Here is a 24,191-nt window from a genome sequence, read left to right as displayed (position 1 = left end):
TTACAGGCCGTATTGAAATCTGGGGCTCTGCTGATAATTAAGAAAATGCCCGTTTCTTGCGATACGGGCATTGTTTTGACCGCTGCGGCCAGCGCTTATCACGTGTTTTGTTTTATTACTCGCCAGAGAATCCCTGCGGTGTCATGACGTTGAGCAATTTGACCTTAGTCATCGTGCGCTACCAAGTCAGCAAGGGATTTGAGGTCAATTCTGTTATCGACTATTTCAAGCGCCATACCCAGTGCCGATAGCACCCTGAACACGGTAAACGCAGGAGGCTTGGTCCCTCAGGCGACGCATCGCACCAGTGGATGCCAGACGCAAGTCAGTAACGTGGAGGGTGAGAACGATCTGAATGATTCGGCTTCCGAAAAACGTGTAGGATCCCGGCCATTGTGGCGACGGAGCTTGCTTACGCCGGACTGCGAAGCAGACCCAAACCCTGCCACCTATTTCTACGGACATACCGCAGCGCCCGGTTTTTACGACGCTGCACCGCCGAACGGGAGCCAAGCCCCTCGCCACAGTGCCCGTGTACGGTCCTACACCTCGGTTGCAGCAATCAAAGTCGACGCTTATAGTTCGCCCCGTCGCTGACAGCAGTCGGCGATAGGGTTTCGCAGCCCTACGGCACAATTGGTAACCAAGCACCATAATAAGCAACGACGATCGCATCAGCGCTCGAAGTCCGTTTTATGGTGGCTGTGTGTGGGAGACCTTCGGGTCTGCCGGGTTCCTTGTGCCTCGGTCTGCGAACCCGCACACAGCTACCACCCATTCGTTTCGCAGCGAACGGTAGTAGCTCTTCTTTATAGGCACAGGAAGATTTACATATGACAATGAATCACCCGCCCCGCCGCTTCACCCCCATGTCCCAATTCGCCACCGACTACCCCGTCCTGCTCATCGACAGCGATGCCCCGCTACGCGAACTCCACAACTGCGTCAGCGAACGCCTCAACGCCGTCCTCAAATACTTGCACCTGATGGCCTGCACCAGCCTCCCCGACTACGCCGAGAACGACATCAACACCGTTACCAACATTGCCCGGATCATGATTCAGGATGTGCGCGATGTGTTTCGGGTGATTGAGCAGCGCGGGTTTGAAACACCCAAGAGTCAGTAGTCAATTTTCACGTAATAAAAAACCCGCATCGCTGCGGGTTTTTTGATTACCAATAAACGCTGAAGTCTTAGTTGACCTTAGCGTTCAACTCACCCTTCAGGTAACGCTGATACATCCCTTCCAGCGAGATCGGCTTGATCTTCGAAGCGTTGCCAGCCGTACCGAAGGCTTCGTAGCGAGCGATGCACACGTCGCGCATTGCAGTCACGGTCGCGCCGAAGAACTTGCGTGGGTCGAATTCGCTCGGGTTGGTGGCCATCAGGCGACGCATCGCACCGGTGGACGCCAGGCGCAGGTCGGTGTCGATGTTGACCTTGCGCACGCCGTGCTTGATGCCTTCGACGATTTCTTCAACCGGTACGCCGTAGGTTTCCTTGATGTCGCCACCGTACTGGTTGATGATCGCCAACCAGTCTTGCGGCACCGAAGACGAACCGTGCATCACCAGGTGAGTGTTCGGGATGCGCTTGTGGATTTCCTTGATGCGGTCGATGGCCAGCACGTCGCCGGTAGGTGGCTTGGTGAACTTGTAGGCGCCGTGGCTGGTGCCGATGGCGATGGCCAGGGCGTCGACTTGGGTACGCTTGACGAAGTCAGCGGCTTCTTCCGGGTCGGTCAGCATCTGGCTGTGATCCAGAACGCCTTCGGCGCCGATGCCGTCTTCTTCACCGGCCATACCGGTTTCCAGCGAACCCAGGCAGCCCAGCTCGCCTTCTACCGATACGCCGCAGGCGTGAGCCATGGCCACGGTTTGCTGGGTAACGCGGATGTTGTAGTCATAGTCGGTCGGGGTCTTGCCGTCTTCACCCAGGGAGCCGTCCATCATCACCGAGCTGAAGCCCAGCTGGATGGAGCGCTGGCAGACGTCAGGGCTGGTGCCGTGATCCTGGTGCATGCACACCGGGATGTGCGGGAATTCTTCGATTGCCGCCAGGATCAGGTGACGCAGGAACGGTGCGCCGGCGTATTTGCGAGCACCGGCCGAGGCCTGGACGATCACCGGGGAGTCAGTCTTGTCAGCGGCTTCCATGATGGCGCGCATCTGCTCAAGGTTGTTGACGTTGAAGGCTGGAACGCCGTAGCCGAATTCGGCTGCGTGGTCCAGCATCTGGCGCATGCTGATAAGTGCCATTGTGTGTGTCTCTCCCGGTTTAGGGTCGTTAATCGTGTCAGCCTGCCGTAGCGACGGCGGCTATTCAAGTTATTGCAGATCGGGGGTTGGTCCGGGCTGCGAATTCGGTGCTGCAAAATCTCAAGAACTACAAAGAAACCTGTGGGAGCGAGCTTGCTCCGGGCGGCGTTCCGACGATGGACTTTGGGGCAACGCGCTTAACCAGACAGCCAGCGTCATCGTTAACGACCATCGCGAGCAAGCTCGCTCCTACAGGTGACAACCGCGGCCGATCAAATCATTGGTGGCGACCCAGTACACCAGGCCTTCCTCACCTTTTATGTGAAACGCCAGCACGTCGTTGCTGTACAGCGAACCTTCGGCGCCCGGCTCAAGCTTCAAAGGGTAGACCTTATCGGCACCGCCAAGGCGAACGTCGACTTCCTTGCGGGCTGCGTCGGTGTAGCGCCAAAGCACCCTGGCCTGGCTGTCGCAGGTCCAGGTGGTCCAACTGTCCGTCGATTCGGCAGGCTTGAACAGGTTCAGACTGGAGCAACCTGCCAGCAGAGCCAGCGCCGTAACGGCGATAAAACCTTTCATCCATGTTCCTCGACTGACGGCACGCCGCCAGTCCTGAGTAAAGTGTCAGACCCGTCAAGGGCAACCATGTTCCTTGGCCGGGGTCCGGGTCTCGTATTTTTCCAGGCCATCAGGCCCGGAACGCTTGTTGATCACCGGGTTGGTTTCGGCCTGCCAGTCGGCCTGGTAGCAACCTTTGTCCTGTTCAGGTGCCTCGGGCACCTGCGGGGCTTTCGGGTTACTCCCGCAAGCCGCCAGCAGACTTGCAGCCATCAACAGCGCTAAGGTCTTGACCATCTGAACACTCCTTTGCCTGGTCAAATGGGCAGCCTCAGGCCTTGGCCCGGCTTTCAAGCACTTCAACGGCCGGCAGTACCTTGCCTTCGACGAACTCGAGGAACGCACCGCCGCCGGTAGAAATGTAGGAGATCTGATCGGCTACGCCATATTTATCTATAGCCGCCAGGGTGTCGCCGCCGCCCGCAATGGAGAACGCCGAGCTTTCCGCGATGGCCTGGGCCAGCACCTTGGTGCCGTTACCAAACTGATCGAATTCGAATACGCCCACCGGGCCGTTCCACAGGATGGTCTTGGACGACTTCAGCAGCTCGGCGAAATTCGCCGCGGTCTGTGGGCCGATGTCCAGGATCATGTCGTCTGCAGCCACGTCAGCAATCAGCTTGACGGTAGCGGTGGCGCTTTCGGCGAATTCCTTGGCGACCACAACGTCCACCGGCAGTGGCACACTGACTTTGGCGGCGATGTCGCGCGCGGTGTCGAGCAGGTCCGGCTCGTACAGGGACTTGCCCACCGGGTGACCGGCCGCGGCCAGGAAGGTGTTGGCAATGCCGCCGCCGACGATCAGCTGGTTGCAGATCTGGCTCAGGCTGTTGAGTACGTCGAGTTTGGTCGACACCTTGGAACCGGCAACGATGGCAGCCATTGGCTGAGCCGGAGCGCCGAGAGCCTTGCCCAGTGCGTCCAGTTCGGCGGCCAGCAACGGACCAGCGGCGGCGACTTTGGCGAACTTGGCCACGCCGTGAGTCGAACCCTCGGCGCGGTGAGCGGTGCCGAAGGCGTCCATCACGAACACGTCGCACAGGGCTGCGTATTGCTTGGCCAGTTCGTCGGCGTTCTTTTTCTCGCCCTTGTTGAAGCGCACGTTTTCGAACAGCACGATGTCGCCGGCTTTCACATCGACGCCGCCCAGGTAATCGGACACCAGCGGCACTTCACGCCCCAGGGCCTTGCTCAGGTAGTCAGCCACTGGCTTGAGGCTGTTCTCGGCCGAGAACTCGCCTTCGGTCGGACGGCCAAGGTGCGAGCAGACCATCACCGCCGCGCCTTTTTCCAGGGCCAGCTTGATGGTCGGCAGCGAAGCCAGGATTCGCGCATCGCTGGTGACAACACCGTCCTTGACCGGGACGTTGAGGTCTTCGCGGATCAGTACGCGCTTACCTTGCAGATCGAGGTCGGTCATCTTCAACACGGTCATGGGTCGCATTCCTGAGTTACTGTTTTTTGGAGATAGCTGTTTGCAGATAGTGTTCTGCAACATCCAGCATTCGATTGGCAAAACCCCATTCGTTGTCGAACCAGGCCAGGATGTTCACCAGCCGTGGGCCGGAAACTCGAGTCTGACTGGCATCGACGATGGCCGAATGTGGGTCATGATTGAAATCACAGCTTGCGTGAGGAAGCTCGGTGTAGGCCAGAAGGCCTTTGAGCGGGCCATGGGTGGCGGCCTCGCGCAGAATCCGGTTGACCTCGGTGGCGTCGGTATCGCTCACGGTCTGCATCGTAATGTCGAGGCAAGACACGTTAACCGTCGGCACCCGCACGGCTTTGGCCTGAATTCGCCCGGCAAGTTCCGGCAACAGGCGTTCGATGCCACGCGCCAGACCAGTGGACACCGGGATCACCGACTGGAACGCCGATCGGGTGCGGCGCAGGTCTTCGTGATGATAGGCGTCGATCACCGGTTGGTCGTTCATTGCCGAGTGGATGGTGGTGATCGATACATACTCCAGACCAATGGCCTGATCCAGCAGGCGCAACAGCGGCACGCCGCAGTTGGTGGTACAGGAGGCGTTGGACACCAGCAACTCGTCACCGGTCAGGCAATCCTGGTTCACGCCATAGACGATGGTGGCGTCGACATCCGCCTCGCTGGCCATCGGCTGGGAAAACAGCACGCGTGGCGCACCGGCGTCGAGGAAACGCTGGCCATCTTCACGGGTGTGGTAAGCGCCAGAGCATTCCAGCACCAGATCGACGCCCAGCGACGCCCAATCGATGCCTTCGGGGGTGGCCCTGCGCAGGACCTTCACGCAGTCGCCATTGATATGCAGACAATCGCCTTCAACCCGCACTTCGCCGGGAAAACGCCCGTGGGTGGAGTCGAAGCGTGTCAGGTATTCGATGCTGGCCATGTCCGCCAGATCGTTGATTGCGACAATTTCAAACCCGGCCTTTGCCCCTCGCTCGAACAAAGCACGCAAGACGCAACGACCAATCCGGCCGTAGCCGTTGAGTGCAACTTTGTAGGGACGCGATTGAGGCATGGGGTTCTCGATAATACGCAGCCAGACGAAATTCTCATGTGCAACACAACCCTTGTAGGAGCGAGCTTGCTCGCGATGGACTTCCAGACAACGCGTTTGTTCAGACTGCCAGCGTTATCGTTAACGACCATCGCGAGCAAGCTCGCTCCTACAGGGGACCGCGGTGGTCTTGAGGCCACCGCGTCGTGCTTTAGTCTTCCAGCAGCTCTTCAGCCTGACCCAGGATGTTTTCCAGGCTAAAGCCGAACTCCTCGAACAACGCAGGCGCAGGCGCCGACTCGCCGTAGGTGGTCATGCCGATCACGCGACCTTCCAGGCCCACGTACTTGTACCAGTAGTCCGCATGCGCGGCTTCGATGGCGATACGGGCGCTGACCTGCAGCGGCAGCACCGCTTGCTTGTAGCCGGCGTCCTGGGCATCGAACACGCTGGTGCAAGGCATCGAAACAACACGCACCTTGCGACCTTGCTCGGTCAGCTTGTCGTAAGCCTGAACCGCCAGGCCGACTTCGGAACCGGTAGCGATCAGGATCAGCTCTGGTTCGCCTGCGCAGTCCTTCAACACGTAGCCGCCACGCGCGATCTCTTCGATCTGGATCGCGTTGCGGGTCTGGTGCTGCAGGTTCTGACGGGAGAAGATCAAGGCCGACGGACCGTCGTTGCGCTCCAGGGCGAGCTTCCAGGCCACTGCCGATTCAACGGCATCGGCTGGACGCCAGGTGTCGAGGTTCGGCGTGCTGCGCAGGCTGGTCAGTTGCTCGATCGGCTGGTGAGTCGGGCCGTCTTCGCCCAGGCCGATGGAGTCGTGGGTGTAGACGAACACCACACGCTTCTTCATCAGCGAGGCCATGCGTACCGCGTTGCGGGCGTATTCCATAAACATCAGGAAGGTCGCGCCGTAAGGCACCAGGCCACCATGCAGCGTCACGCCGTTCATGATCGCGCTCATGCCGAACTCGCGAACGCCGTAGTACATGTAGTTGCCGCTGGCATCTTCAGCCGTGACACCTTTGCAGCCTTTCCACAGGGTCAGGTTGGAACCGGCCAGGTCGGCCGAACCACCCAGCAGTTCCGGCAACAGCGGACCATAGGCATTCAATGCGTTCTGGCTGGCCTTACGGCTGGCGATGGTTTCGCCCTTGGCCGCCACTTCGGCGATGTAGGCATCGGCCTTCTCGGAGAAGTCAGCTGGCAGCTCACCGCTCAGACGGCGCACCAGTTCGTTGGCCAGTTCAGGGAAGGCAGCGGAGTAGTCCGCGAAACGTTGATCCCATTCCGCTTCGACTGCGCGACCAGCTTCCTTGGCGTCCCACTCGGCATAAATGTCGGCCGGGATTTCGAACGGACCGTGGTTCCACTTCAGCGCAGCGCGGGTCAGGGCAATTTCCGCGTCACCCAGTGGGGCGCCGTGGCAGTCTTCCTTGCCTTGCTTGTTCGGCGAACCGAAACCGATGGTGGTCTTGCAGCAGATCAGGGTCGGCTGTTCGCTTTTGCGCGCGGTCTCGATCGCGGTCTTGATTTCTTCCGGGTCGTGACCGTCGACGTTGCGGATCACCTGCCAGTTGTAGGCTTCGAAACGCTTGGGCGTGTCGTCGGTGAACCAGCCTTCGACTTCGCCGTCGATGGAGATGCCGTTGTCATCATAGAAGGCGATCAGCTTGCCCAGGCCCAAGGTACCGGCCAGGGAACCGACTTCATGGGAAATGCCTTCCATCATGCAGCCATCACCCAGGAATACGTAGGTGTGGTGATCGACCACGTTGTGGCCTGGACGGTTGAACTGCGCCGCCAGGACTTTTTCCGCCAGGGCGAAACCCACGGCGTTGGCCAGACCCTGGCCCAGTGGACCGGTGGTGGTTTCCACGCCCGGGGTGTAGCCGAATTCCGGGTGACCCGGGGTGCGGCTGTGCAGCTGGCGGAAGTTTTTCAGGTCATCGATCGACAGGTCGTAGCCGGTCAGGTGCAGCAGCGAGTAGATCAACATCGAGCCGTGACCGTTGGACAGCACGAAGCGGTCACGGTCGGCGAACGAAGGATTGCTCGGGTTGTGCTTGAGGTAGTCACGCCAAAGTACTTCGGCGATATCCGCCATACCCATAGGGGCACCGGGATGGCCGCTGTTGGCTTTTTGCACGGCATCCATGCTGAGGGCACGAATGGCGTTGGCACGCTCACGACGGCTGGGCATCGCTGTTCTCCTGCGGGTTCTGAATCGAGAGTGAATAAAACGAAACGGAAAAAAGGCGAGCATTTTCCCTCACCCACCTGCTTCGGGGCAATGACAGATAATCATCTGAAGGGGTTTTTCCAACGGATAACCCTGTAATCGACTGATGAAACCTTTCCGCAATTCGTCTGTTGACTGAATCCGCCCCTGAGAAGTGCCATCTATCGAGCAATATCAAAACTTTTTGATATTGCCCTTGCGATGCTTTCTGAGCGTCACTAGACTGCTGGCCCTATGAACTTACGCGCGCGCTCCATTCGACATGACCCTTGCGACGAGCTGTCGGCCCTGTGCAAGGCTGGTGGCGATCCTCTGCGCCTGACGGTATTGCGCGCGCTGGCCAACGACTCGTTCGGCGTGTTGGAACTGGCGCAGATCTTCGGCATCGGCCAGTCGGGCATGAGCCATCACCTCAAGGTCCTGGCCCAGGCCGACCTGGTGGCGACCCGCCGTGAGGGCAACGCGATTTTCTACCGTCGCGCCCTGCCCCACACCGACCTGCCGGGGGGCAAGCTGCATGCCGCGCTGCTGGAAGAAGTGGACAACCTGACTTTACCTGCCGACGTGCAGTCGCGCATCGCTCAGGTCCATGGACAACGAGCCGCGGCCAGCCAGGACTTTTTCTCACGGGTAGCGGAAAAATTCCGCGCCCAGCAAGACTTGATCGCCGGCCTGTCGCAATACCGCGAAAGCGTGGTGGCATTGCTCGACAAGTTGAGTTTCGACCCGGGCGCCACGGCCATTGAAGTCGGCCCTGGTGACGGCGCCTTTCTGCCGGAGCTGGCGCGCCGCTTCACTCAGGTCACAGCGCTGGACAACAGCCCGGCCATGCTCGACCTGGCGCGCCAGGTCTGCGAGCGCGAGTCCCTGCCAAACGTCAGCCTGCAACTGGCCGATGCATTGAACGGCGTGAGCCTCAAGGCCGATTGCGTTGTGCTGAACATGGTATTGCACCACTTTGCCGCGCCGGCCGATGCGCTCAAGCACATGGCCGACCTGCTGCACCCGGGCGGCAGCCTGTTGGTAACCGAGTTATGTAGCCACAACCAGAGTTGGGCCAGGGCGGCCTGCGGTGATCTCTGGTTGGGGTTTGAACAGGACGATCTTGCCCGTTGGGCCACCGCCGCGGGACTCGTTCCCGGGGAAAGTCTCTATGTAGGCTTACGTAATGGTTTCCAGATTCAGGTCCGCCACTTTCAGCGACCGACTGGCGACACTCACCATCGGTAAATTCAGGAAAAAATCGAGATGAGCGAATACTCCCTCTTCACCTCCGAGTCCGTGTCTGAAGGACATCCGGACAAAATCGCCGACCAGATTTCCGATGCAGTGCTGGACGCCATCATTGCTGAAGACAAGTTCGCCCGCGTGGCGTGCGAAACCCTGGTGAAAACCGGCGTTGCAATCATTGCCGGTGAAGTCACTACCTCGGCCTGGGTTGACCTGGAGCAGATCGTTCGTGACGTCATCACCGACATCGGCTACACGAGCTCCGACGTCGGGTTCGACGGTGCGACCTGCGGCGTGATGAACATCATCGGCAAGCAATCCCCCGACATCAACCAGGGCGTCGACCGGGCCAAGCCTGAAGATCAGGGCGCCGGCGACCAGGGCCTGATGTTCGGCTACGCCAGCAACGAAACCGACGTGCTGATGCCTGCACCGATCACCTTCTCTCACCAGCTGGTACAGCGCCAGGCTGAAGCCCGTAAATCCGGCCTGCTGCCGTGGTTGCGCCCGGATGCCAAGTCCCAGGTCACCTGCCGTTACGAAAACGGCAAGGTGGTGGGCATCGACGCGGTCGTGCTGTCGACCCAGCACAACCCTGAAGTATCGTACAAAGACCTGCGCGAAGGCGTGATGGAGCTGATCGTCAAGCACGTGCTGCCTGCCGAACTGCTGCACAAGGACACCCAGTTCCACATCAACCCGACCGGCCAGTTCATCATCGGCGGCCCGGTAGGCGACTGCGGCCTGACCGGTCGCAAGATCATCGTCGACACCTACGGCGGCATGGCTCGCCACGGTGGCGGTGCGTTCTCCGGTAAAGATCCATCGAAGGTTGACCGCTCGGCCGCCTACGCCGGTCGTTACGTGGCCAAGAACATCGTCGCTGCCGGCCTGGCCGAGCGCTGCGAGATCCAGGTGTCCTACGCCATCGGTGTGGCCCAGCCAACGTCGATCTCGCTGAACACCTTCGGCACCGGCAAGATCAGCGATGAGAAAATCATCAACCTGGTCCGCGAAGTGTTCGACCTGCGCCCCTACGCAATCACCACCATGCTCGACCTGCTGCACCCGATGTATCAGGAAACCGCTGCGTACGGCCACTTCGGTCGCACCCCGGACACCAAGACCGTGGGTGACGATACATTCACCACCTTCACCTGGGAAAAAACCGATCGCGTCGACGCCCTGCGTTCGGCTGCCGGTCTGTAAGACGTTCCTGGCAGTACAGAAAGCCCCGCACGGTTCGCCGTGCGGGGCTTTTTATTTGAAGACAGATCCTTTCTCGAAACACGCTGAAAAAACACCTGTGATCAAAAAGCCTTAAAACCGGCTAGCCTGGAAAACACCCCAATGAGCAAGGACGCTCAACATGCTCCCCTGCCTGCGCCCGTTTGTTGCCTTCATCCTGACCTGTGCATGCCTGACCACCCAAGCCACCGAATGCCCCGACTGGCCCTCCACTCGCGCCCAGGCCGAAATCAGCGCACTGCAAAAACAAATCGACCTCTGGGACGACAGCTATCATCGCGCAGGCCGCTCGCTGGTCGCCGACGAACTCTATGATCAATCCCGCTTGCGACTGGGCAAATGGCGAGAATGCTTCGCCGCCGGGCCCTCCCCCGAACCGTTGCGCACGGCCGGTGGCCCGGTCGCTCACCCCATCGTCCATACCGGCCTGGGAAAGCTCCATGAAGATCACGCTGTCGACACCTGGTTGAAGGGGCGAAGCGATGTCTGGATTCAGCCCAAGGTCGACGGTGTGGCGGTGACACTGATCTACCGCAAAGGACGGCTGGCCCAGGCGATCAGTCGCGGCGACGGGGTCACCGGCCAGGACTGGACCACCCCGGCGCGCCAGATTGCCGGCATCCCCCAGCAACTGTCACAGCCGCTGGATCTGCTGGTGCAAGGCGAACTCTATTTGCGCGTGACCGACCACGTCCAAGCACAGGCCGGCAGCCTCAGTGCCCGCGGCACCGTGGCCGGCCTGATGGCCCGCAAGGTACTGAGTGCCGAGCACGCTGCCGGGGTCGGCCTGTTTGTCTGGGACTGGCCCCAAGGGCCTGCCAGCCTGCCCGCACGCATAGCGGCGCTGGAAGAATTGGGGTTCGCGAGCACTGCGCCCTACACTCAGCCGATCAACGCATTCGCCGATGCGCAACGCTGGCGCGATCACTGGTATCGCTCACCCCTGCCCTTTGCCAGTGATGGCATCGTGCTGCGCCAGGACCAACGCCCACCCGCCGAACGCTGGCGGGCCAACCCCCCTTACTGGATCGTTGCCTGGAAATACCCCTTTGCAAAGGCGCTGGCCGAGGTGCGCAGGGTCGACTTCAAGGTCGGCCGGACCGGGCGCATCACGCCGGTGCTGGAATTGACGCCGCTGAGGCTCGATGACCGGCAGGTCAAGCGAGTCAGTGTGAGCTCCCTGCAACGCTGGGAAGCGATGGACATCCGGCCCGGCGATCAGGTCGCCATCAGCCTGGCGGGCCTGACCATTCCCAGGCTCGATGGTGTCGTCCTGCGCAGCACCGAACGCATTGAATTGAACGTGCCGCGGGCAGCGGACTTTCATCCGCTCAGTTGTTGGCAGCCGACACCGGGATGCGAAAGCCAGTTTCTTGCACGCCTGGCCTGGCTGGGTGGTAAACAGGGGCTGGATTTGCCCCATGTCGGTACCGGTACTTGGGAGAAACTTCTCGAAACAGGCCATCTGAACGGACTGCTGGATTGGTTAACCCTCGATGCCCAAGAGCTTGCTAACATTGACGGCTTCGGCGAGCGCAGCAGTGCGCGTCTGCTGAACAGTTTCAGCATCGCCCGGCAACGGCCGTTCGCCCGCTGGCTCAAGGCCCTGGGCATGCCGCCGACCGGCCAGGCACGCCTCGCCGACTCATGGCAGGAACTGGCGCAACGCAACACCGAACAATGGCAGGCCGAAACCGATATCGGTCCGGGACGCGCAGCGCAATTGAGCGCATTTTTCCGTGACCCGCAGGTCCTGGCCCTGAGTGAAATTTTACGTGTGGCAGGGATCGACGGTTTTTAGCGGCCGTTGATGCCCGTCCACCTCGGAACCCAATGGTGCCGGCGGGCTCAAACGATCCATCGCCACATCGACCCGATTGCCTTCACATGGAGCCTTTATGAAACTTCTTTCACCCCTCGCCCTGTTGACCCTATGCAGTGTGATGGCCGCTCCGCTGATGGCCGCCGAAGAAGCTCCGGGCCTGACCGGATGCGCCGCCAAGAAGCAGGGCATCATCAACCAGATCGAACTGGCCAAATCCCGCGGCAACGCCGATCAACAGGCTGGCCTGGAAACGGCTCTGAGCGAAATCACCGCCAATTGCACCGATGCCTCCCTGAAGAAAGAGCGGGAGAACAAGGTGCTCGACGCCAAGCACGAGGTCAGCCAGCGCCAGGCCGACCTCGACAAGGCGATGAAAAAGGGCGATGCAGAGAAGATTAACAAGCGCAAAGACAAACTCGCCGAGTCCCGCAAGGAGTTGCAGGAAGCGCTCGACGAACTGGATAAGTGAGCCCCCTGTAGGAGCTGGCTTGTCGGATCGCCGCACCGCAGCGAAGGCGGCCTTGAGCCTTGCAGCGCCTATGAAAACGCCTTCGCTGGCAAGCCAGCTCCTACAGGTCGACCGTGCCCATGCCCGCGTCGAAACGATCGACCGGTCATGAGCACCATCAGATCAATGATCCCGAAATTCTTTATGGCAAGCACTGCACGCATCTTCGACTTTCTGTACGGCCGGCCCCAGGTTACTGGCCTTGTAGGGCTGGACCTTGCTGGCAATCACCAGGTCGCCGGTGGCGGCTTCAAGGCTGCGGGCCAATTCCTGGAAGCGTGCCTGCTGCTGCCAGACATCGTCCTTGGCGCTGGTGTGATCTTCTTCGCGCACCTGCGGGAAATGTTTCCACGGCTCACGGGACAGCGCATCGAGTTTCACCGCACCGGCAGCGAATCGCTCGCCGTCGAATGGAATACGGCCCCGCAACATGCCGCCAAGGTCTTCACTGGTCTTGAGCATTTGCTTGAAGATCGCCTTGCGCTGGCCCAGCGGCGAGTTGGGGTCCACGCCGCCACAAGCGGACAAGGTCAGGCAGGCCAGCAGTACAATGGAAAGTCTTTTAAAAGTCATGGTGGCTTCAGGTCACTGGAAACGGCGGCCAGTATCCTCGCGTCACCCGCAAACACCAATAGCCCTATTATCAATACGGGTTGCATGAGCGCAGGGAGCACTCAGGCAACCGGCAAAGGAATTACTCCATGAACAGCCGTAACAAGGCCTGGTGTCACCGCCTGGCCTGGACCCTTCCAATGGTGGCCGTGCTTGCGGGCTGCACCGGTGGTGAACCCGACAAACCGAAAACCCACGCCCTGGCAACCTACTCCAGCGCCACTTGGGAAGCGCTTCCCGTGGTGTCCGACAACGATCTGGTGGCCGGCTTCGGTTCGTGGCGCAGCGCATGCACCCGACTCAAGGCCGACCCGGTCTGGGGCTCGACCTGCGCTGCTGCCGCCGGCGTGCCACAAACCGCCAGCGAGATTCGCGGGTTTCTCAAGCAGAACCTCGACGTCTATGGCCTGCGCGCGGCCAATGACAACCCCAACGGCTTGATCACTGGCTACTACGAACCGGTCTATCCGGGCAGCCTGACCCAGACCGACGTAGCGAATATCCCGGTGTACGGCGTACCCGAAGACATGATCATCGTCTCCCTGGACAGCCTCTATCCGGAGCTGAAGGGTAAGCGCCTGCGCGGCCGGCTCGAAGGTCGCGTGCTCAAGCCCTACGACGATGCGGCAACGATCGAGACCAAAGGGGTCAAGGCACCGGTCGTAGCCTGGCTGACCGATCCGATGAACCTGCAATTCCTGCAAATCCAGGGTTCGGGACGCATCCAGCTCGACAGTGGCCGGCAGTTGCGCATTGCGTACGCGGACCAGAATGGTCATCCCTATCGACCCATCGGCCGTTGGCTCGTAGAACAAGGCGAACTGAAGAAAGAAGACGTGACCATGGGCGCCATCAGCAATTGGGCCAAGGCCAACCCGACACGCATTCCGGAACTGCTCGGCAGCAACCCAAGCTACGTGTTCTTCACCCAAAATCCAGACAGCAATGAAGGGCCTCGCGGCTCGCTGAACGTACCGCTGACCGCCGGCTACAGCGCGGCGGTGGATCGCAAGGTGATCCCGTTGGGCAGTCTGTTGTGGTTATCAACCACCAAACCGGACGGTTCGGCTTTGGTTCGACCAGTGGCTGCACAGGATACCGGCGGCGCGATTGCCGGCGAAGTGCGGGCGGATCTGTTCTGGGGCACCGGCGAGGCAGCCGGGCAACTGGCCGGCGACATGAAACAGCAGGGGCAGATCTGGATGTTGTGGCCCAAAGGCGCGGCGTTGCCGCAGGTGCCGCAGGTTGCTGACAAGCTTTGAAAGCAAAGATCGCATCCTGCGGCAGCTCTTGCATTTGACCGCATTCACCGCCATATCGCGGATGGACACCGGCCCCCGTAGGCGCTGCCGCAGGCTGCGATCTTTTGATCCTGCCTCTAGGCCGACACCACAAACAAACCGACGATCAACCCCATCCCCACCAACCACACCAACGACCGCAAAATCGCCCAGTCCGCCAGGTAGCAAATCATGTACAGCAGCCGGCTGGTGATGAACAACACCGCCAGCACGTCGATCGTCACCAGTTCGGCATTGCCCGCCAGGTGCGCCACGATCACGGCCGCGGCAAACGCCGGGGTCACTTCAAAACCGTTCAGTTGCGCCGCATAGGCACGACGGCCGAATCCATTCAACGAATCGAGAAAATCCCGGGGATCATGGTTGTCTTTCAACCTGAACCCGCCACTGATCTTGGCCACGTACGTGCACAGGTAAGGCAGCAAAAACGCGATCAAAATGCACCACAGAGCAACCGTCATAAAGCCATCCCTTCTTCAAGTGTCGTGCGTCGATGTTTTCGTCGACGGTGAGCCAGTCAAAATTTCATTACCAGCATACCGATCAATACCAGCCCACAGGCTAAGAGCCGCGGCCCGCCGAAAGGTTCTTTGAGGTAACGCATGCCGAACAACACCACCAGAATCACACTGATCTCACGCAATGCCGCCGCTTCGGCAATCGAGCCCAGTTGCATCGCCCACAGCACCAGTGCGTAGCTGAATAATACGCAGAACCCCACCGCCAACCCCAGTCGCCATTGTTCCCGCCAGAACAACATGAACGCCGGTCGCTTGCGCACCAACGCCAGCAATGGAAATGGCCAGGCGCTGAGCAACGTCACCCAGACCAGATAGTCCAGTGGATGGGACCAGCGCCGCAAAGCCTGGCCATCGATGAAGGTGTAGCAGCCGATGCACAGGCCGATCAACGCCACCACCGGCAGCATCGACCACGGCAGTCGTGCGCCGCCACCGCCCTGCCATAGCAGGCAAAGCATGCCGAGGGGGATCAAGAGGATTCCGAAAATCTGCTGGTTCGTCAGCACCTCGCCGGCAAAGATCAGCGTCAGTGCCAGCACCACCAATGGCGACAATCCCCGCATCAGGGGATAAACAAGCCCGAGATCGCCCACTCGATAAGCCTGGATCAACAAGTAGCGATAGAGCAGTTCGAACGCCGCCGACGCCAGGATCCACGGCCAGAGTTCCAGGGGTGGCCACTCCACGAATGGCAGCATTAGCGCGACGAAGAGCATCGCCACACTGTCCATGCAGGCCACCACCAGCAGGCGTTCGGCACTGAATTTGATCAGAGTATTCCACGCCGCGTGCAACAGCGCCGCCACTAACACCAAAACCGTTGCAAGCACGGCACATTCCTTTTGTTGTCCCGCCCCCCCTGTAGGAGCTGGCTTGTCGGATCGCCGCACCGCAGCGAAGGTCGTCAACGATAACGCGTGTTTTCTGGTTAAACGCGGTGCCTTGACGTTTTTCGCTGGCAAGCCAGCTCCTACAGGGGCCCGGCAGAGAATTGATTCGCCATATGTCCGCAGCTGTTTATACTGCAAACGACCACGCCGCACTCAGTTGCGCACAGACTAATTCCAATAATTCCTGCCACCGTCCGCTCTCGTCGAGAACGGTCATCGGCATGCGTATGCCTGATCAAAGCGTCAAGACCACCCACAGAGACCTTGCGCATGCCACTCGCCTTGCTTGCCCTCGCTGTTGCCGCATTCGGCATCGGAACCACTGAATTCGTCATCATGGGCCTGCTGCCCGACGTCGCCCGCGACCTTGCCGTGAGCATCCCCCACGCCGGCCTGCTGATCACCGGTTATGCCCTGGGCGTGGTGTTCGGCGCACCGATCCTCGCGGTCGGCACCGCCAATATGCCGCGCAAAGCGACGCTGCTGGGCATGACCCTGATGTTCATCCTGGGCAATATCCTCTGCGCCCTGGCGCCGAACTACGCCACGCTGATGGCCGCGCGCGTGATCACTGCGCTGTGCCATGGTGCCTTCTTTGGCATCGGCTCGGTCGTCGCGGCCGGGTTGGTGGCACCGAACAAACGCGCCCAGGCGATTGCCATGATGTTTACCGGCCTGACCCTGGCCAACGTGCTCGGCGTGCCCTTGGGCACCGCGCTAGGACAGTACGCCGGCTGGCGTTCGACCTTCTGGGTCGTGTCAGTGATCGGCGTGCTCGCGGCGATCGCGCAGTGGGTCTGGCTGCCTAAAGACATCACGATGGACAAGGCCAACCTGGCCAGTGAATTCAAAGTATTGGGCAAGGTCAATGTGTTGCTGGCGCTGGGCATGAGCGTGCTGGCGTCGACCAGCCTGTTCAGCGTGTTTACCTATATCGCCCCTATTCTTCAGGACATCACCGGCGTCAGCCCTCACGGGGTGACGATCATGCTGCTGTTGTTCGGGGTTGGTCTGACCGCGGGCAGCATGCTCGGCGGGCGACTGGCGGACAGTCGCTTGTTGCCGTCGCTGGTGGGCATGGCGCTGGCGGTAGTCGTGGTCCTGGCGGCTTTCAGCCAGACCAGCCATTCGGTCATTCCGGCGGCGATCACGTTGGTGTTGTGGGGGGTTTTCGCGTTTGCGCTGTGCCCGATCCTGCAACTGCTGATCATCGATGAGGCGCATGAGGCGCCGAACCTTGGCTCGACGCTGAATCAGAGCGCATTCAATCTGGGTAATGCGGCGGGCGCATGGATTGGCGGGTTGGTGGTAGCCAGTGGGGCGGATCTGGCGGACCTGCCGTGGACGGGAGCGCTGGTCAGTGGGTTGACGGTGCTGGTGGCGCTTTTCTTCATCTACTTGCAACGTCGCGGTGCGGCTGCGGTCAATGTGTCCGGCTGAATAAATGCATCGCGGCGGACACTGCTTTCGCGAGCAAGCCCGCTCCCACATTGGATCTCCAGTGAACACAGATTCTGGGTACAACCGAAACCCATGTGGGAGCGGGCTTGCTCGCGAAGAAGTTGACGCGGTGTAACTGCCCAATGTTACAACCCCGTTCCCCCCTACCTCTCCATCCAAGGACCCCGGATGCTTGAACTTGTCGCTGCGTTTATCTGCCTCACCACACTGCTCACCTATGTGAATTTCCGCTTCATCGGCCTGCCCCCGACCATCGGCGTCATGGTCACGGCGTTGATATTCTCGCTGCTGCTGCAAGGCCTGAGCTTTATCGGCTATCCGGGCCTGGAAGAACGTGTGCAACAGTTGATCGGCCAGATCGACTTCGGCGATCTGCTGATGAACTGGATGCTGTCCTTCCTGCTGTTCGCCGGCGCCCTGCACGTCAACTTGAATGACCTGCGCAGCTACCGCTGGCCGATCGGCCTGCTGGCGACCTTCGGCGTGTTGATCGCCACCGTCGTGATCGGCAGCCTGGCCTACTACATTTTTGCCCTGTTTGGCTGGCACGTCAGCTTTCTTTATTGCCTGCTGTTCGGTGCGCTGATCTCCCCCACCGATCCGATCGCGGTGCTCGGTGTGCTGCGGACCGCCAATGCGTCCAAGCCACTGAAAACCACCATCGTCGGCGAGTCGCTGTTCAACGATGGCACCGCGGTCGTGGTGTTCACCGTGCTGCTCGGCATCGCCCAACTGGGCGAAACCCCAACCCTCGGCGCCACCGCCATGCTGTTCGCCCACGAGGCGATTGGCGGCGTGCTGTTTGGTGGGCTGATCGGTTATCTGGTGTACCTGATGATCAAGAGCATCGAACAGCACCAGATCGAGGTCATGCTCACCCTGGCGCTGGTGATCGGTGGATCGGCCATGGCGTCGGAGTTGCACGTTTCCGCGCCGATCGCGATGGTGGTCGCCGGGCTGATCATCGGTAACCTGGGTCGCAACCTGGCGATGAACGACATGACCCGCAGATACCTGGACGGTTTCTGGGAGTTGCTCGACGACATGCTCAACGCGCTGCTGTTCGCCCTGATCGGTATGGAGCTGTTGCTGCTACCGTTCAACTGGCTGCATGTGCTGGCGGCGAGTTTGCTGGCCTTGGCGATTCTGCTGTCGCGCCTGCTGACGGTGGCACCGGCCATCCTCTTGTTGCGGCGCTGGCGCACTGTCCCACGCGGGACGATCCGGATTCTAACCTGGGGGGGGTTGCGTGGCGGTGTTTCAGTGGCGCTGGCCCTGGCCTTGCCGCTGGGTCCCGAGCGCGATTTGCTGTTGAGCATCACCTACATCGTGGTGCTGTCGTCGATCCTGTTGCAGGGCTTGAGCATCGGCAAGCTGGTCAAACAGGTCACCCGTGATGAGCCTGCACCAGTGGCACAGGCCGGGCATCACTGATTACTTCCTGGTTTTCTGCGGGTCAGGTTCCTGGGCTTGATCCGCAGATTCCTTTGGCGGCCCGCTTTCACTGCGAATCTGCGCATGGCTGATCAGCGCGAAAATAAAGCTGCCACCAATGATATTGCCCACCAGCGTCGGCCCGGCGAATATCAGCCAGAAGTCCTTCCACGGCAACTCGCCGGCAAACACCAGATACGACACCTCGGCCGAACCGACCACGATGTGGGTGAAGTCCCCCAGCGCCATCAGGTAGGTGATGAGAATGATGATCCACATCTTGGCGCTCTCCATGGACGGGATCATCCAGACCATGGTCGCGATCATCCAGCCTGACACGATGCCCTTGGCGAACATCTGGCTGGCGTCGTTCTCCATGATCTTGCGGCCGATATCGAGGAAGGCCAGGTCAGTCTTGCTGTCGAAAATCGGCAGGTGCAGCATCACATAAGCCACCAGTATCGTGCCGCACAGGTTGCCCACCAGCACCACCGACCACAGACGCAGCAATCGCCCGAAATTGTTCAGTGAAGGTTTGGTCATGACCGGCAGGACCGCCGTCAGCGTGTTCTCGGTGAAAAGCTGCTGACGGGCGAGAATCACTGCCAGGAAACCCGCGCAGTAACCGAAGCTGGCAATCACCTTGAAGCCTTCGCCGTCCGGTAGGCGTGAATTGAGCAGGCCCATGGCCATCAGCGACAGCCCCATTGTCAGGCCGGCCGCGAGGGCCGACCACCACAGGGCGGCGACGCTGCGCTCGAGCTCCAGGTCGCCCTGGGCGCGGATGATTTCGTGCAGTACCGCGGCGCGCGGGGGCTGGCTCTTGTCGACTTCTTTTTTCTCTTGCGCCGAGAGGTTCGGGGTCTTGCCGTCTTTTTGCGTGTCCATATGGCTCCGGAACCGGTGGCGTGCGATGTAGTTAGGACACGCGGGGGGCGGAGCTGTTCAGTGTTCGGATAAACAAACGGCTGTAGGAGCCGGCTTGCTGGCGAAGGGGGCGACTCGGTTTTTGGGGGTTCTTAGGGTTCTGGAGGGTTCTTAGGGTTCTGAAGGTTCTTAGGTTTCTGGGGGTTCTGGGGTTTCTGGGGGTTCCCGGATTTCTGTAGGGACGCTTATGGCGCCTTCGCTGGCAAGCCAGCTCCTACGGACTCGCATTACTCGTCCTTGTCCCTGAACTGATCCTTGACGTACTTGATCTCGGTCTGGCCGTGGGGGGCGGGCAAGCCGTCTTCACCCAGGTTGACGAAGACTATCTTGTCCACCGTCAGGATGCTTTTGCGGGTGATCTTGTTGCGCACTTCGCACTTCAGGGTGATCGAAGTGCGACCGAACTCGGTGGCGGTGATGCCTAGTTCGATGATGTCGCCCTGGCGCGAGGCGCTGACGAAGTTGATTTCGGAAATGTACTTGGTGACCACTCGCTGGTTGCCCAGCTGGACAATCGCATAGATCGCCGCTTCTTCGTCGAGCCAGCGCAACAGGCTGCCACCGAACAATGTGCCGTTGGGGTTGAGGTCTTCAGGTTTTACCCATTTGCGGGTGTGGAAATTCATGTTCACTCCTGACCGTCTTGCCGATTGATGCCGGCCATCATGGCAGAGCCCGGGCCAGAGCTCTATTGAGCATCGCCTATGGCCTCGATTACCGTTCGGACATTGATCAACGGAAACGCTTTGGAAGATAAGAATAGCCCGCTATAATCGCCACCGTTTCAAAACGGTAACCTGTACTTGATACCGTTTTCCCGCCACCTGTCCGAGGGGCGCTGCAGCAGGTTCGACCTGTCAGGCTCGGATGGGGCGTTGCCTGGCCACGGCCAGACACTAAACGCACAACGGCGCCCATTCGCATACATTACGAATGGAGGCTCTTCATGAGCGCTGTTATCACGCCTGCAGATTTTAACGATTACAAAGTCGCCGACATGTCCCTGGCTGCCTGGGGCCGTCGCGAAACCATCATCGCCGAATCCGAAATGCCAGCCCTGATGGGTCTGCGCCGCAAGTACTCTGTCGAGCAACCGCTCAAAGGCGCGAAGATCCTCGGCTGCATCCACATGACCATTCAGACTGCCGTGCTGATCGAAACCCTGGTTGCCCTGGGTGCCGAAGTGCGCTGGTCGTCCTGCAACATTTTCTCGACTCAGGATCAGGCCGCTGCCGCGATCGCCGCTGCCGGCATCCCGGTGTTCGCCTGGAAAGGCGAGACTGAAGCAGAGTACGAGTGGTGCCTGGAGCAAACCATCCTGAAAGATGGCGCGCCTTGGGATGCCAACATGATCCTCGACGACGGCGGCGACCTGACCGAGCTGCTGCACAAGAAATACCCGGCGATCCTGGACCGCGTCCACGGCGTGACCGAAGAGACCACCACCGGCGTTCACCGCCTGTTGGACATGCTGGCCAAGGGCGAGCTGAAAATCCCGGCCATCAATGTCAACGACTCGGTGACCAAGAGCAAGAACGACAACAAGTACGGCTGCCGTCACAGCCTGAACGACGCGATCAAGCGCGGCACCGACCACCTGCTGTCCGGCAAGCAAGCGCTGGTCATCGGTTACGGTGACGTAGGCAAGGGCTCGGCCCAGTCCCTGCGTCAGGAAGGCATGATCGTCAAGGTGTCCGAAGTCGACCCGATCTGCGCCATGCAAGCCTGCATGGACGGCTACGAGCTGGTATCGCCATTCATCGACGGTATCAACAACGGTACCGAAGCAAGCATCGACAAAGCGCTGCTGGGCAAGATCGACCTGATCGTGACCACCACCGGCAACGTCAATGTTTGCGATGCGAACATGCTCAAAGCCCTGAAGAAGCGCGCTGTCGTCTGCAACATCGGCCACTTCGACAACGAAATCGACACCGCTTTCATGCGCAAGAACTGGGCATGGGAAGAAGTGAAGCCACAGGTTCACAAGATTCACCGTACCGGTCCTGGCGCGTTCGACGCCCAGAACGACGACTACCTGATCCTGCTGGCCGAAGGTCGCCTGGTTAACCTGGGCAACGCCACCGGTCACCCGAGCCGCATCATGGACGGTTCGTTTGCCAACCAGGTTCTGGCGCAGATCTTCCTGTTCGGCCAGAAATACGCCGACCTGTCGCCAGAGCAGAAAGCCGAGCGCCTGACGGTTGAAGTACTGCCGAAGAAACTCGACGAGGAAGTGGCCCTGGAAATGGTCCGCGGTTTCGGCGGCGTGGTGACTCAACTGACCAAGACTCAAGCCGACTACATCGGTGTGACGGTCGAAGGCCCGTTCAAACCGCACGCTTACCGCTACTGATTCGCCGCAGGTTTTGCTGGCGATCGCGGTGTGTCCTGCGCACCGCGTCGCCTGCTCTCCTGTAGGAGCGAGCTTGCTCGCGATGGACGTAAACGATAACGCGTGCTGTCTGGATGAACGCGTTGCTCTTACGTTTTTCGCGAGCAAGCTCGCTCCTACAGGGGGCCAGCCTCCGCCCTACGCGCTTCCAAGGATATGACCATGTCCCAAGACCGTCGCTACAGCTTCGAGTTCTTCCCTACGAAGACCGATGCTGGGCATGAAAAACTGCTCGCTACTGCTCGTCAGCTGGCCGCGTACAACCCTGATTTTTTCTCCTGCACCTACGGCGCTGGCGGCTCGACCCGTGATCGGACGCTCAGCACCGTGTTGCAGCTCGAAAGCGAAGTCAAAATACCTGCCGCACCGCATCTGTCCTGCGTTGGCGACAGCAAGGACGACCTGCGCGGCCTGCTGAAGCAATACAAGTCAGCCGGCATCACCCGTATCGTTGCCCTGCGCGGTGACCTGCCTTCGGGCATGGGCATGGCCAGCGGTGAATTGCGCCATGCCAATGACCTGGTTGACTTCATTCGTGAAGAAACCGGCGATCATTTCCACATCGAAGTCGCCGCGTACCCGGAAATGCACCCGCAAGCGCGCAACTTCGAAGACGATCTGACCAACTTCGTGCGCAAGGCCAACGCCGGCGCCAACAGTGCGATCACCCAGTACTTCTTCAACGCCGACAGCTACTTCTACTTCGTCGAGCGAGTGCAGGCGTTGGGCGTGGACATCCCGATCGTGCCGGGCATCATGCCGATCACCAACTACAGCAAGCTCGCACGTTTCTCCGATGCCTGCGGCGCGGAAATCCCGCGCTGGATCCGCAAGCAGCTGGAAGCCTATTCCGACGATACGGCAAGCATTCAGCGTTTCGGCGAGCAGGTCATCACAGAAATGTGTGAACGTTTATTGCAGGGCGGGGCACCGGGCCTACATTTCTATACCCTTAACCAGGCCGAGGCGAGCCTGGCCGTGTGGAACAACTTGAAGCTACCGCGCTGACAGTGACCACGTCGTACCCAAAGGCCCTCTTCTGAGGGCCTTTTACATTCAACAGCCCATGGAATGTTGTTCCCCATGACTGAGCCGTCCCCACCACGTCCGCAGCTTGTTTATCTGATATTCGGTGCCGAGACTTACCATCAGGAAGCGCTGTTCAGCATCGCCAGTGCCTTGGCCTGGTTGCGCGAGCCCCCCCACGCAGCGCTGGACATCCAGGTATTCACTGACAATCCCCAGCCCTACGCGCGATTGCCGGTACGCGTGCGCACGCTCGACGACGCGACTCGTCAACGCTGGAACGCACCCCACGGTTATCATTTTCGAGCCAAGCATGTCGCATTGCGCCAAGTGCTCGAAGAGTCGCCGGTCGCCTTGCTGATCGACACCGACACCTTCTTTCATCGCTCACCGATTGAATTGTTCGATCGCGTGCAGCCTGGCACCCTGCTGTGCAACGACTACTACACCCGATACGGTACGAATAAAGAGAATGTCCTCTACAGCGCACTGTCGGCCACGCTCGCGGACAGGGGGCTGGCAGACGATCAGATGATGCTGCTCAATTCCGGCGTGATCGGCTTGCATCGGCAGGACGCTCAAGTGCTTGACCTCTCCATTGCCCTGATCGACGAATTGTTTCCCATGGCACGGGGGGCTTATACCCTCGAGGAATTCTGCCTGTCGGTCGCGGCCTATCGCAGCATGCAGGTCAAAAAGTGTCCGGACCTGATCCATCATTACTGGAGCCGCAAGCAGCTGTTCAGGGCCAAGGTCAAAGCCTGGGTGGCCAAACACGCCAGGAACCCGACAAGCCAGGCGGCACTGGATGACACGCGCCGGGTGACGATGCACCTGCCGCGCCCACCTCGGACCCAGCGATTGCTCTACAAGCTCATCACCTTGGCATTGCCTGCACATCTGCGTCAGTTCATCCGCGAAATCCTCTACGGCTGCTATGAGCACCCCAATGAGTTCGACCAGGCATGTGGACCGGTGTGGTGGGAAAAAGCGCTGCAGAATCAGGAAGAACGCCTTGGCAAGCCGGTCACTCAGCACTTGCTCGAACGCTGGTTTGACAGGGACCTGGTACGGCTGATTCTGGGCAGTCGATGCAAAGCCATTCACGATCACTTGCTCAATTCATCTTGCAAATAGAGGCCTTGCGCACAATATCCCTGAAAGTCAGCGTTAAACATGCATGCCAGCGCTTCTCATTAAGCCTT

Annotated in this window: 22 protein-coding genes and 1 riboswitch; of the genes, 11 read left to right on the top strand and 11 right to left on the bottom strand. The window is 60.0% G+C overall.

Annotated elements, in window-relative coordinates; translation table 11 throughout:
• Positions 1 to 833 precede the first annotated feature (833 nt).
• Positions 834 to 1,127, top strand: a complete 294-nt coding sequence (locus J2W17_RS26550; protein ID WP_307341743.1) for a fructose-bisphosphate aldolase — start codon at positions 834 to 836, stop codon at positions 1,125 to 1,127.
• Positions 1,128 to 1,194: 67 nt separating this feature from the next.
• Here the strand turns inward: J2W17_RS26550 and fba are convergent, their stop codons facing one another.
• The 6 genes from fba to tkt form a co-directional block, all read right to left on the bottom strand.
• Complete coding sequence (fba, locus tag J2W17_RS26545; protein ID WP_008151974.1) at positions 1,195 to 2,259, bottom strand: class II fructose-bisphosphate aldolase; 1,065 nt, start codon at positions 2,257 to 2,259, stop codon at positions 1,195 to 1,197.
• 249 nt (positions 2,260 to 2,508) lie between these two features.
• A complete protein-coding gene (locus J2W17_RS26540; protein ID WP_307341739.1) occupies positions 2,509 to 2,838 on the bottom strand; it encodes an MliC family protein in 330 nt (109 codons plus the stop codon).
• A 54-nt stretch (positions 2,839 to 2,892) separates the two neighbouring features.
• Positions 2,893 to 3,114 carry a hypothetical protein gene (locus tag J2W17_RS26535; RefSeq protein ID WP_307341736.1) on the bottom strand — a complete coding sequence of 74 codons (222 nt, stop codon included), beginning with the start codon at positions 3,112 to 3,114 and terminating at the stop codon, positions 2,893 to 2,895.
• Between the two features lie 34 nt (positions 3,115 to 3,148).
• Entirely contained in the window at positions 3,149 to 4,312 is a 1,164-nt protein-coding gene (locus J2W17_RS26530; protein WP_307341733.1) for a phosphoglycerate kinase, read from the bottom strand.
• 16 nt (positions 4,313 to 4,328) lie between these two features.
• The gene (gene epd / locus J2W17_RS26525) at positions 4,329 to 5,381 is read right to left on the bottom strand and encodes an erythrose-4-phosphate dehydrogenase (RefSeq protein ID WP_307341731.1); all 1,053 of its coding nucleotides are present in this window, start codon (positions 5,379 to 5,381) and stop codon (positions 4,329 to 4,331) included.
• Positions 5,382 to 5,571: 190 nt separating this feature from the next.
• On the bottom strand, positions 5,572 to 7,569 hold the full coding sequence (gene tkt / locus J2W17_RS26520) for a transketolase (RefSeq protein ID WP_307341729.1): 1,998 nt from the start codon (positions 7,567 to 7,569) through the stop codon (positions 5,572 to 5,574).
• A 273-nt stretch (positions 7,570 to 7,842) separates the two neighbouring features.
• Here tkt and J2W17_RS26515 point away from each other — a divergent pair, with 273 nt between their 5' ends.
• From J2W17_RS26515 to J2W17_RS26500, 4 genes are all read left to right on the top strand, one after another.
• On the top strand, positions 7,843 to 8,838 hold the full coding sequence (locus tag J2W17_RS26515; protein ID WP_307341726.1) for an ArsR/SmtB family transcription factor: 996 nt from the start codon (positions 7,843 to 7,845) through the stop codon (positions 8,836 to 8,838).
• 18 nt (positions 8,839 to 8,856) lie between these two features.
• Positions 8,857 to 10,047, top strand: a complete 1,191-nt coding sequence (metK, locus tag J2W17_RS26510; RefSeq protein WP_064680209.1) for a methionine adenosyltransferase — start codon at positions 8,857 to 8,859, stop codon at positions 10,045 to 10,047.
• A gap of 160 nt (positions 10,048 to 10,207) precedes the next feature.
• The gene (gene ligB / locus J2W17_RS26505) at positions 10,208 to 11,887 is read left to right on the top strand and encodes an NAD-dependent DNA ligase LigB (RefSeq protein WP_307341721.1); all 1,680 of its coding nucleotides are present in this window, start codon (positions 10,208 to 10,210) and stop codon (positions 11,885 to 11,887) included.
• A 97-nt stretch (positions 11,888 to 11,984) separates the two neighbouring features.
• Complete coding sequence (locus J2W17_RS26500; RefSeq protein WP_154852117.1) at positions 11,985 to 12,380, top strand: DUF1090 domain-containing protein; 396 nt, start codon at positions 11,985 to 11,987, stop codon at positions 12,378 to 12,380.
• A 162-nt stretch (positions 12,381 to 12,542) separates the two neighbouring features.
• On the opposite strand, the gene J2W17_RS26495 is transcribed toward J2W17_RS26500, so the two are convergent.
• A complete protein-coding gene (locus tag J2W17_RS26495) occupies positions 12,543 to 12,992 on the bottom strand; it encodes a c-type cytochrome (protein WP_307341717.1) in 450 nt (149 codons plus the stop codon).
• 128 nt (positions 12,993 to 13,120) lie between these two features.
• Between J2W17_RS26495 and mltA the strand changes: the two genes are divergently transcribed.
• Positions 13,121 to 14,293 (top strand): murein transglycosylase A, encoded by a 1,173-nt coding sequence (mltA, locus tag J2W17_RS26490; RefSeq protein ID WP_307341715.1) that lies wholly within the window; start codon positions 13,121 to 13,123, stop codon positions 14,291 to 14,293.
• A 116-nt stretch (positions 14,294 to 14,409) separates the two neighbouring features.
• Here the strand turns inward: mltA and J2W17_RS26485 are convergent, their stop codons facing one another.
• Both J2W17_RS26485 and J2W17_RS26480 read right to left on the bottom strand, forming a co-directional pair.
• Positions 14,410 to 14,793: an MAPEG family protein gene (locus tag J2W17_RS26485; RefSeq protein ID WP_307341712.1), complete on the bottom strand. Its 384-nt coding sequence runs from the start codon at positions 14,791 to 14,793 to the stop codon at positions 14,410 to 14,412.
• A gap of 56 nt (positions 14,794 to 14,849) precedes the next feature.
• The gene (locus J2W17_RS26480; protein ID WP_154995413.1) at positions 14,850 to 15,683 is read right to left on the bottom strand and encodes an EamA family transporter; all 834 of its coding nucleotides are present in this window, start codon (positions 15,681 to 15,683) and stop codon (positions 14,850 to 14,852) included.
• Positions 15,684 to 16,013: 330 nt separating this feature from the next.
• Here J2W17_RS26480 and J2W17_RS26475 point away from each other — a divergent pair, with 330 nt between their 5' ends.
• Positions 16,014 to 17,183 (top strand): MFS transporter, encoded by a 1,170-nt coding sequence (locus J2W17_RS26475; protein ID WP_307341707.1) that lies wholly within the window; start codon positions 16,014 to 16,016, stop codon positions 17,181 to 17,183.
• 189 nt (positions 17,184 to 17,372) lie between these two features.
• On the top strand, positions 17,373 to 18,638 hold the full coding sequence (locus J2W17_RS26470; protein WP_307341702.1) for a cation:proton antiporter: 1,266 nt from the start codon (positions 17,373 to 17,375) through the stop codon (positions 18,636 to 18,638).
• On the opposite strand, the gene J2W17_RS26465 is transcribed toward J2W17_RS26470, so the two are convergent.
• A complete protein-coding gene (locus tag J2W17_RS26465) occupies positions 18,639 to 19,526 on the bottom strand; it encodes a formate/nitrite transporter family protein (protein ID WP_307341699.1) in 888 nt (295 codons plus the stop codon). It lies immediately after the preceding gene.
• A 266-nt stretch (positions 19,527 to 19,792) separates the two neighbouring features.
• On the bottom strand, positions 19,793 to 20,191 hold the full coding sequence (locus J2W17_RS26460; protein ID WP_307341695.1) for an acyl-CoA thioesterase: 399 nt from the start codon (positions 20,189 to 20,191) through the stop codon (positions 19,793 to 19,795).
• Between the two features lie 198 nt (positions 20,192 to 20,389).
• Positions 20,390 to 20,488: riboswitch (S-adenosyl-L-homocysteine riboswitch) on the top strand.
• Between the two features lie 23 nt (positions 20,489 to 20,511).
• Here J2W17_RS26460 and ahcY point away from each other — a divergent pair.
• The 3 genes from ahcY (at position 20,512) to J2W17_RS26445 (ending at position 24,123) form a co-directional block, all read left to right on the top strand.
• Complete coding sequence (ahcY, locus tag J2W17_RS26455; protein WP_307341692.1) at positions 20,512 to 21,921, top strand: adenosylhomocysteinase; 1,410 nt, start codon at positions 20,512 to 20,514, stop codon at positions 21,919 to 21,921.
• A 201-nt stretch (positions 21,922 to 22,122) separates the two neighbouring features.
• On the top strand, positions 22,123 to 22,968 hold the full coding sequence (gene metF / locus J2W17_RS26450) for a methylenetetrahydrofolate reductase [NAD(P)H] (RefSeq protein ID WP_307341689.1): 846 nt from the start codon (positions 22,123 to 22,125) through the stop codon (positions 22,966 to 22,968).
• A 75-nt stretch (positions 22,969 to 23,043) separates the two neighbouring features.
• Entirely contained in the window at positions 23,044 to 24,123 is a 1,080-nt protein-coding gene (locus J2W17_RS26445) for a hypothetical protein (RefSeq protein ID WP_307341686.1), read from the top strand.
• Positions 24,124 to 24,191: the final 68 nt, after the last annotated feature.

It is taken from the genome of Pseudomonas lini (genome assembly GCF_030812475.1).
Lineage (GTDB): Bacteria > Pseudomonadota > Gammaproteobacteria > Pseudomonadales > Pseudomonadaceae > Aquipseudomonas > Aquipseudomonas lini_A.
The sequence above is the reverse complement of the archived record's forward strand: the minus strand, read 5'-3'. Positions and strand labels throughout refer to the sequence as shown.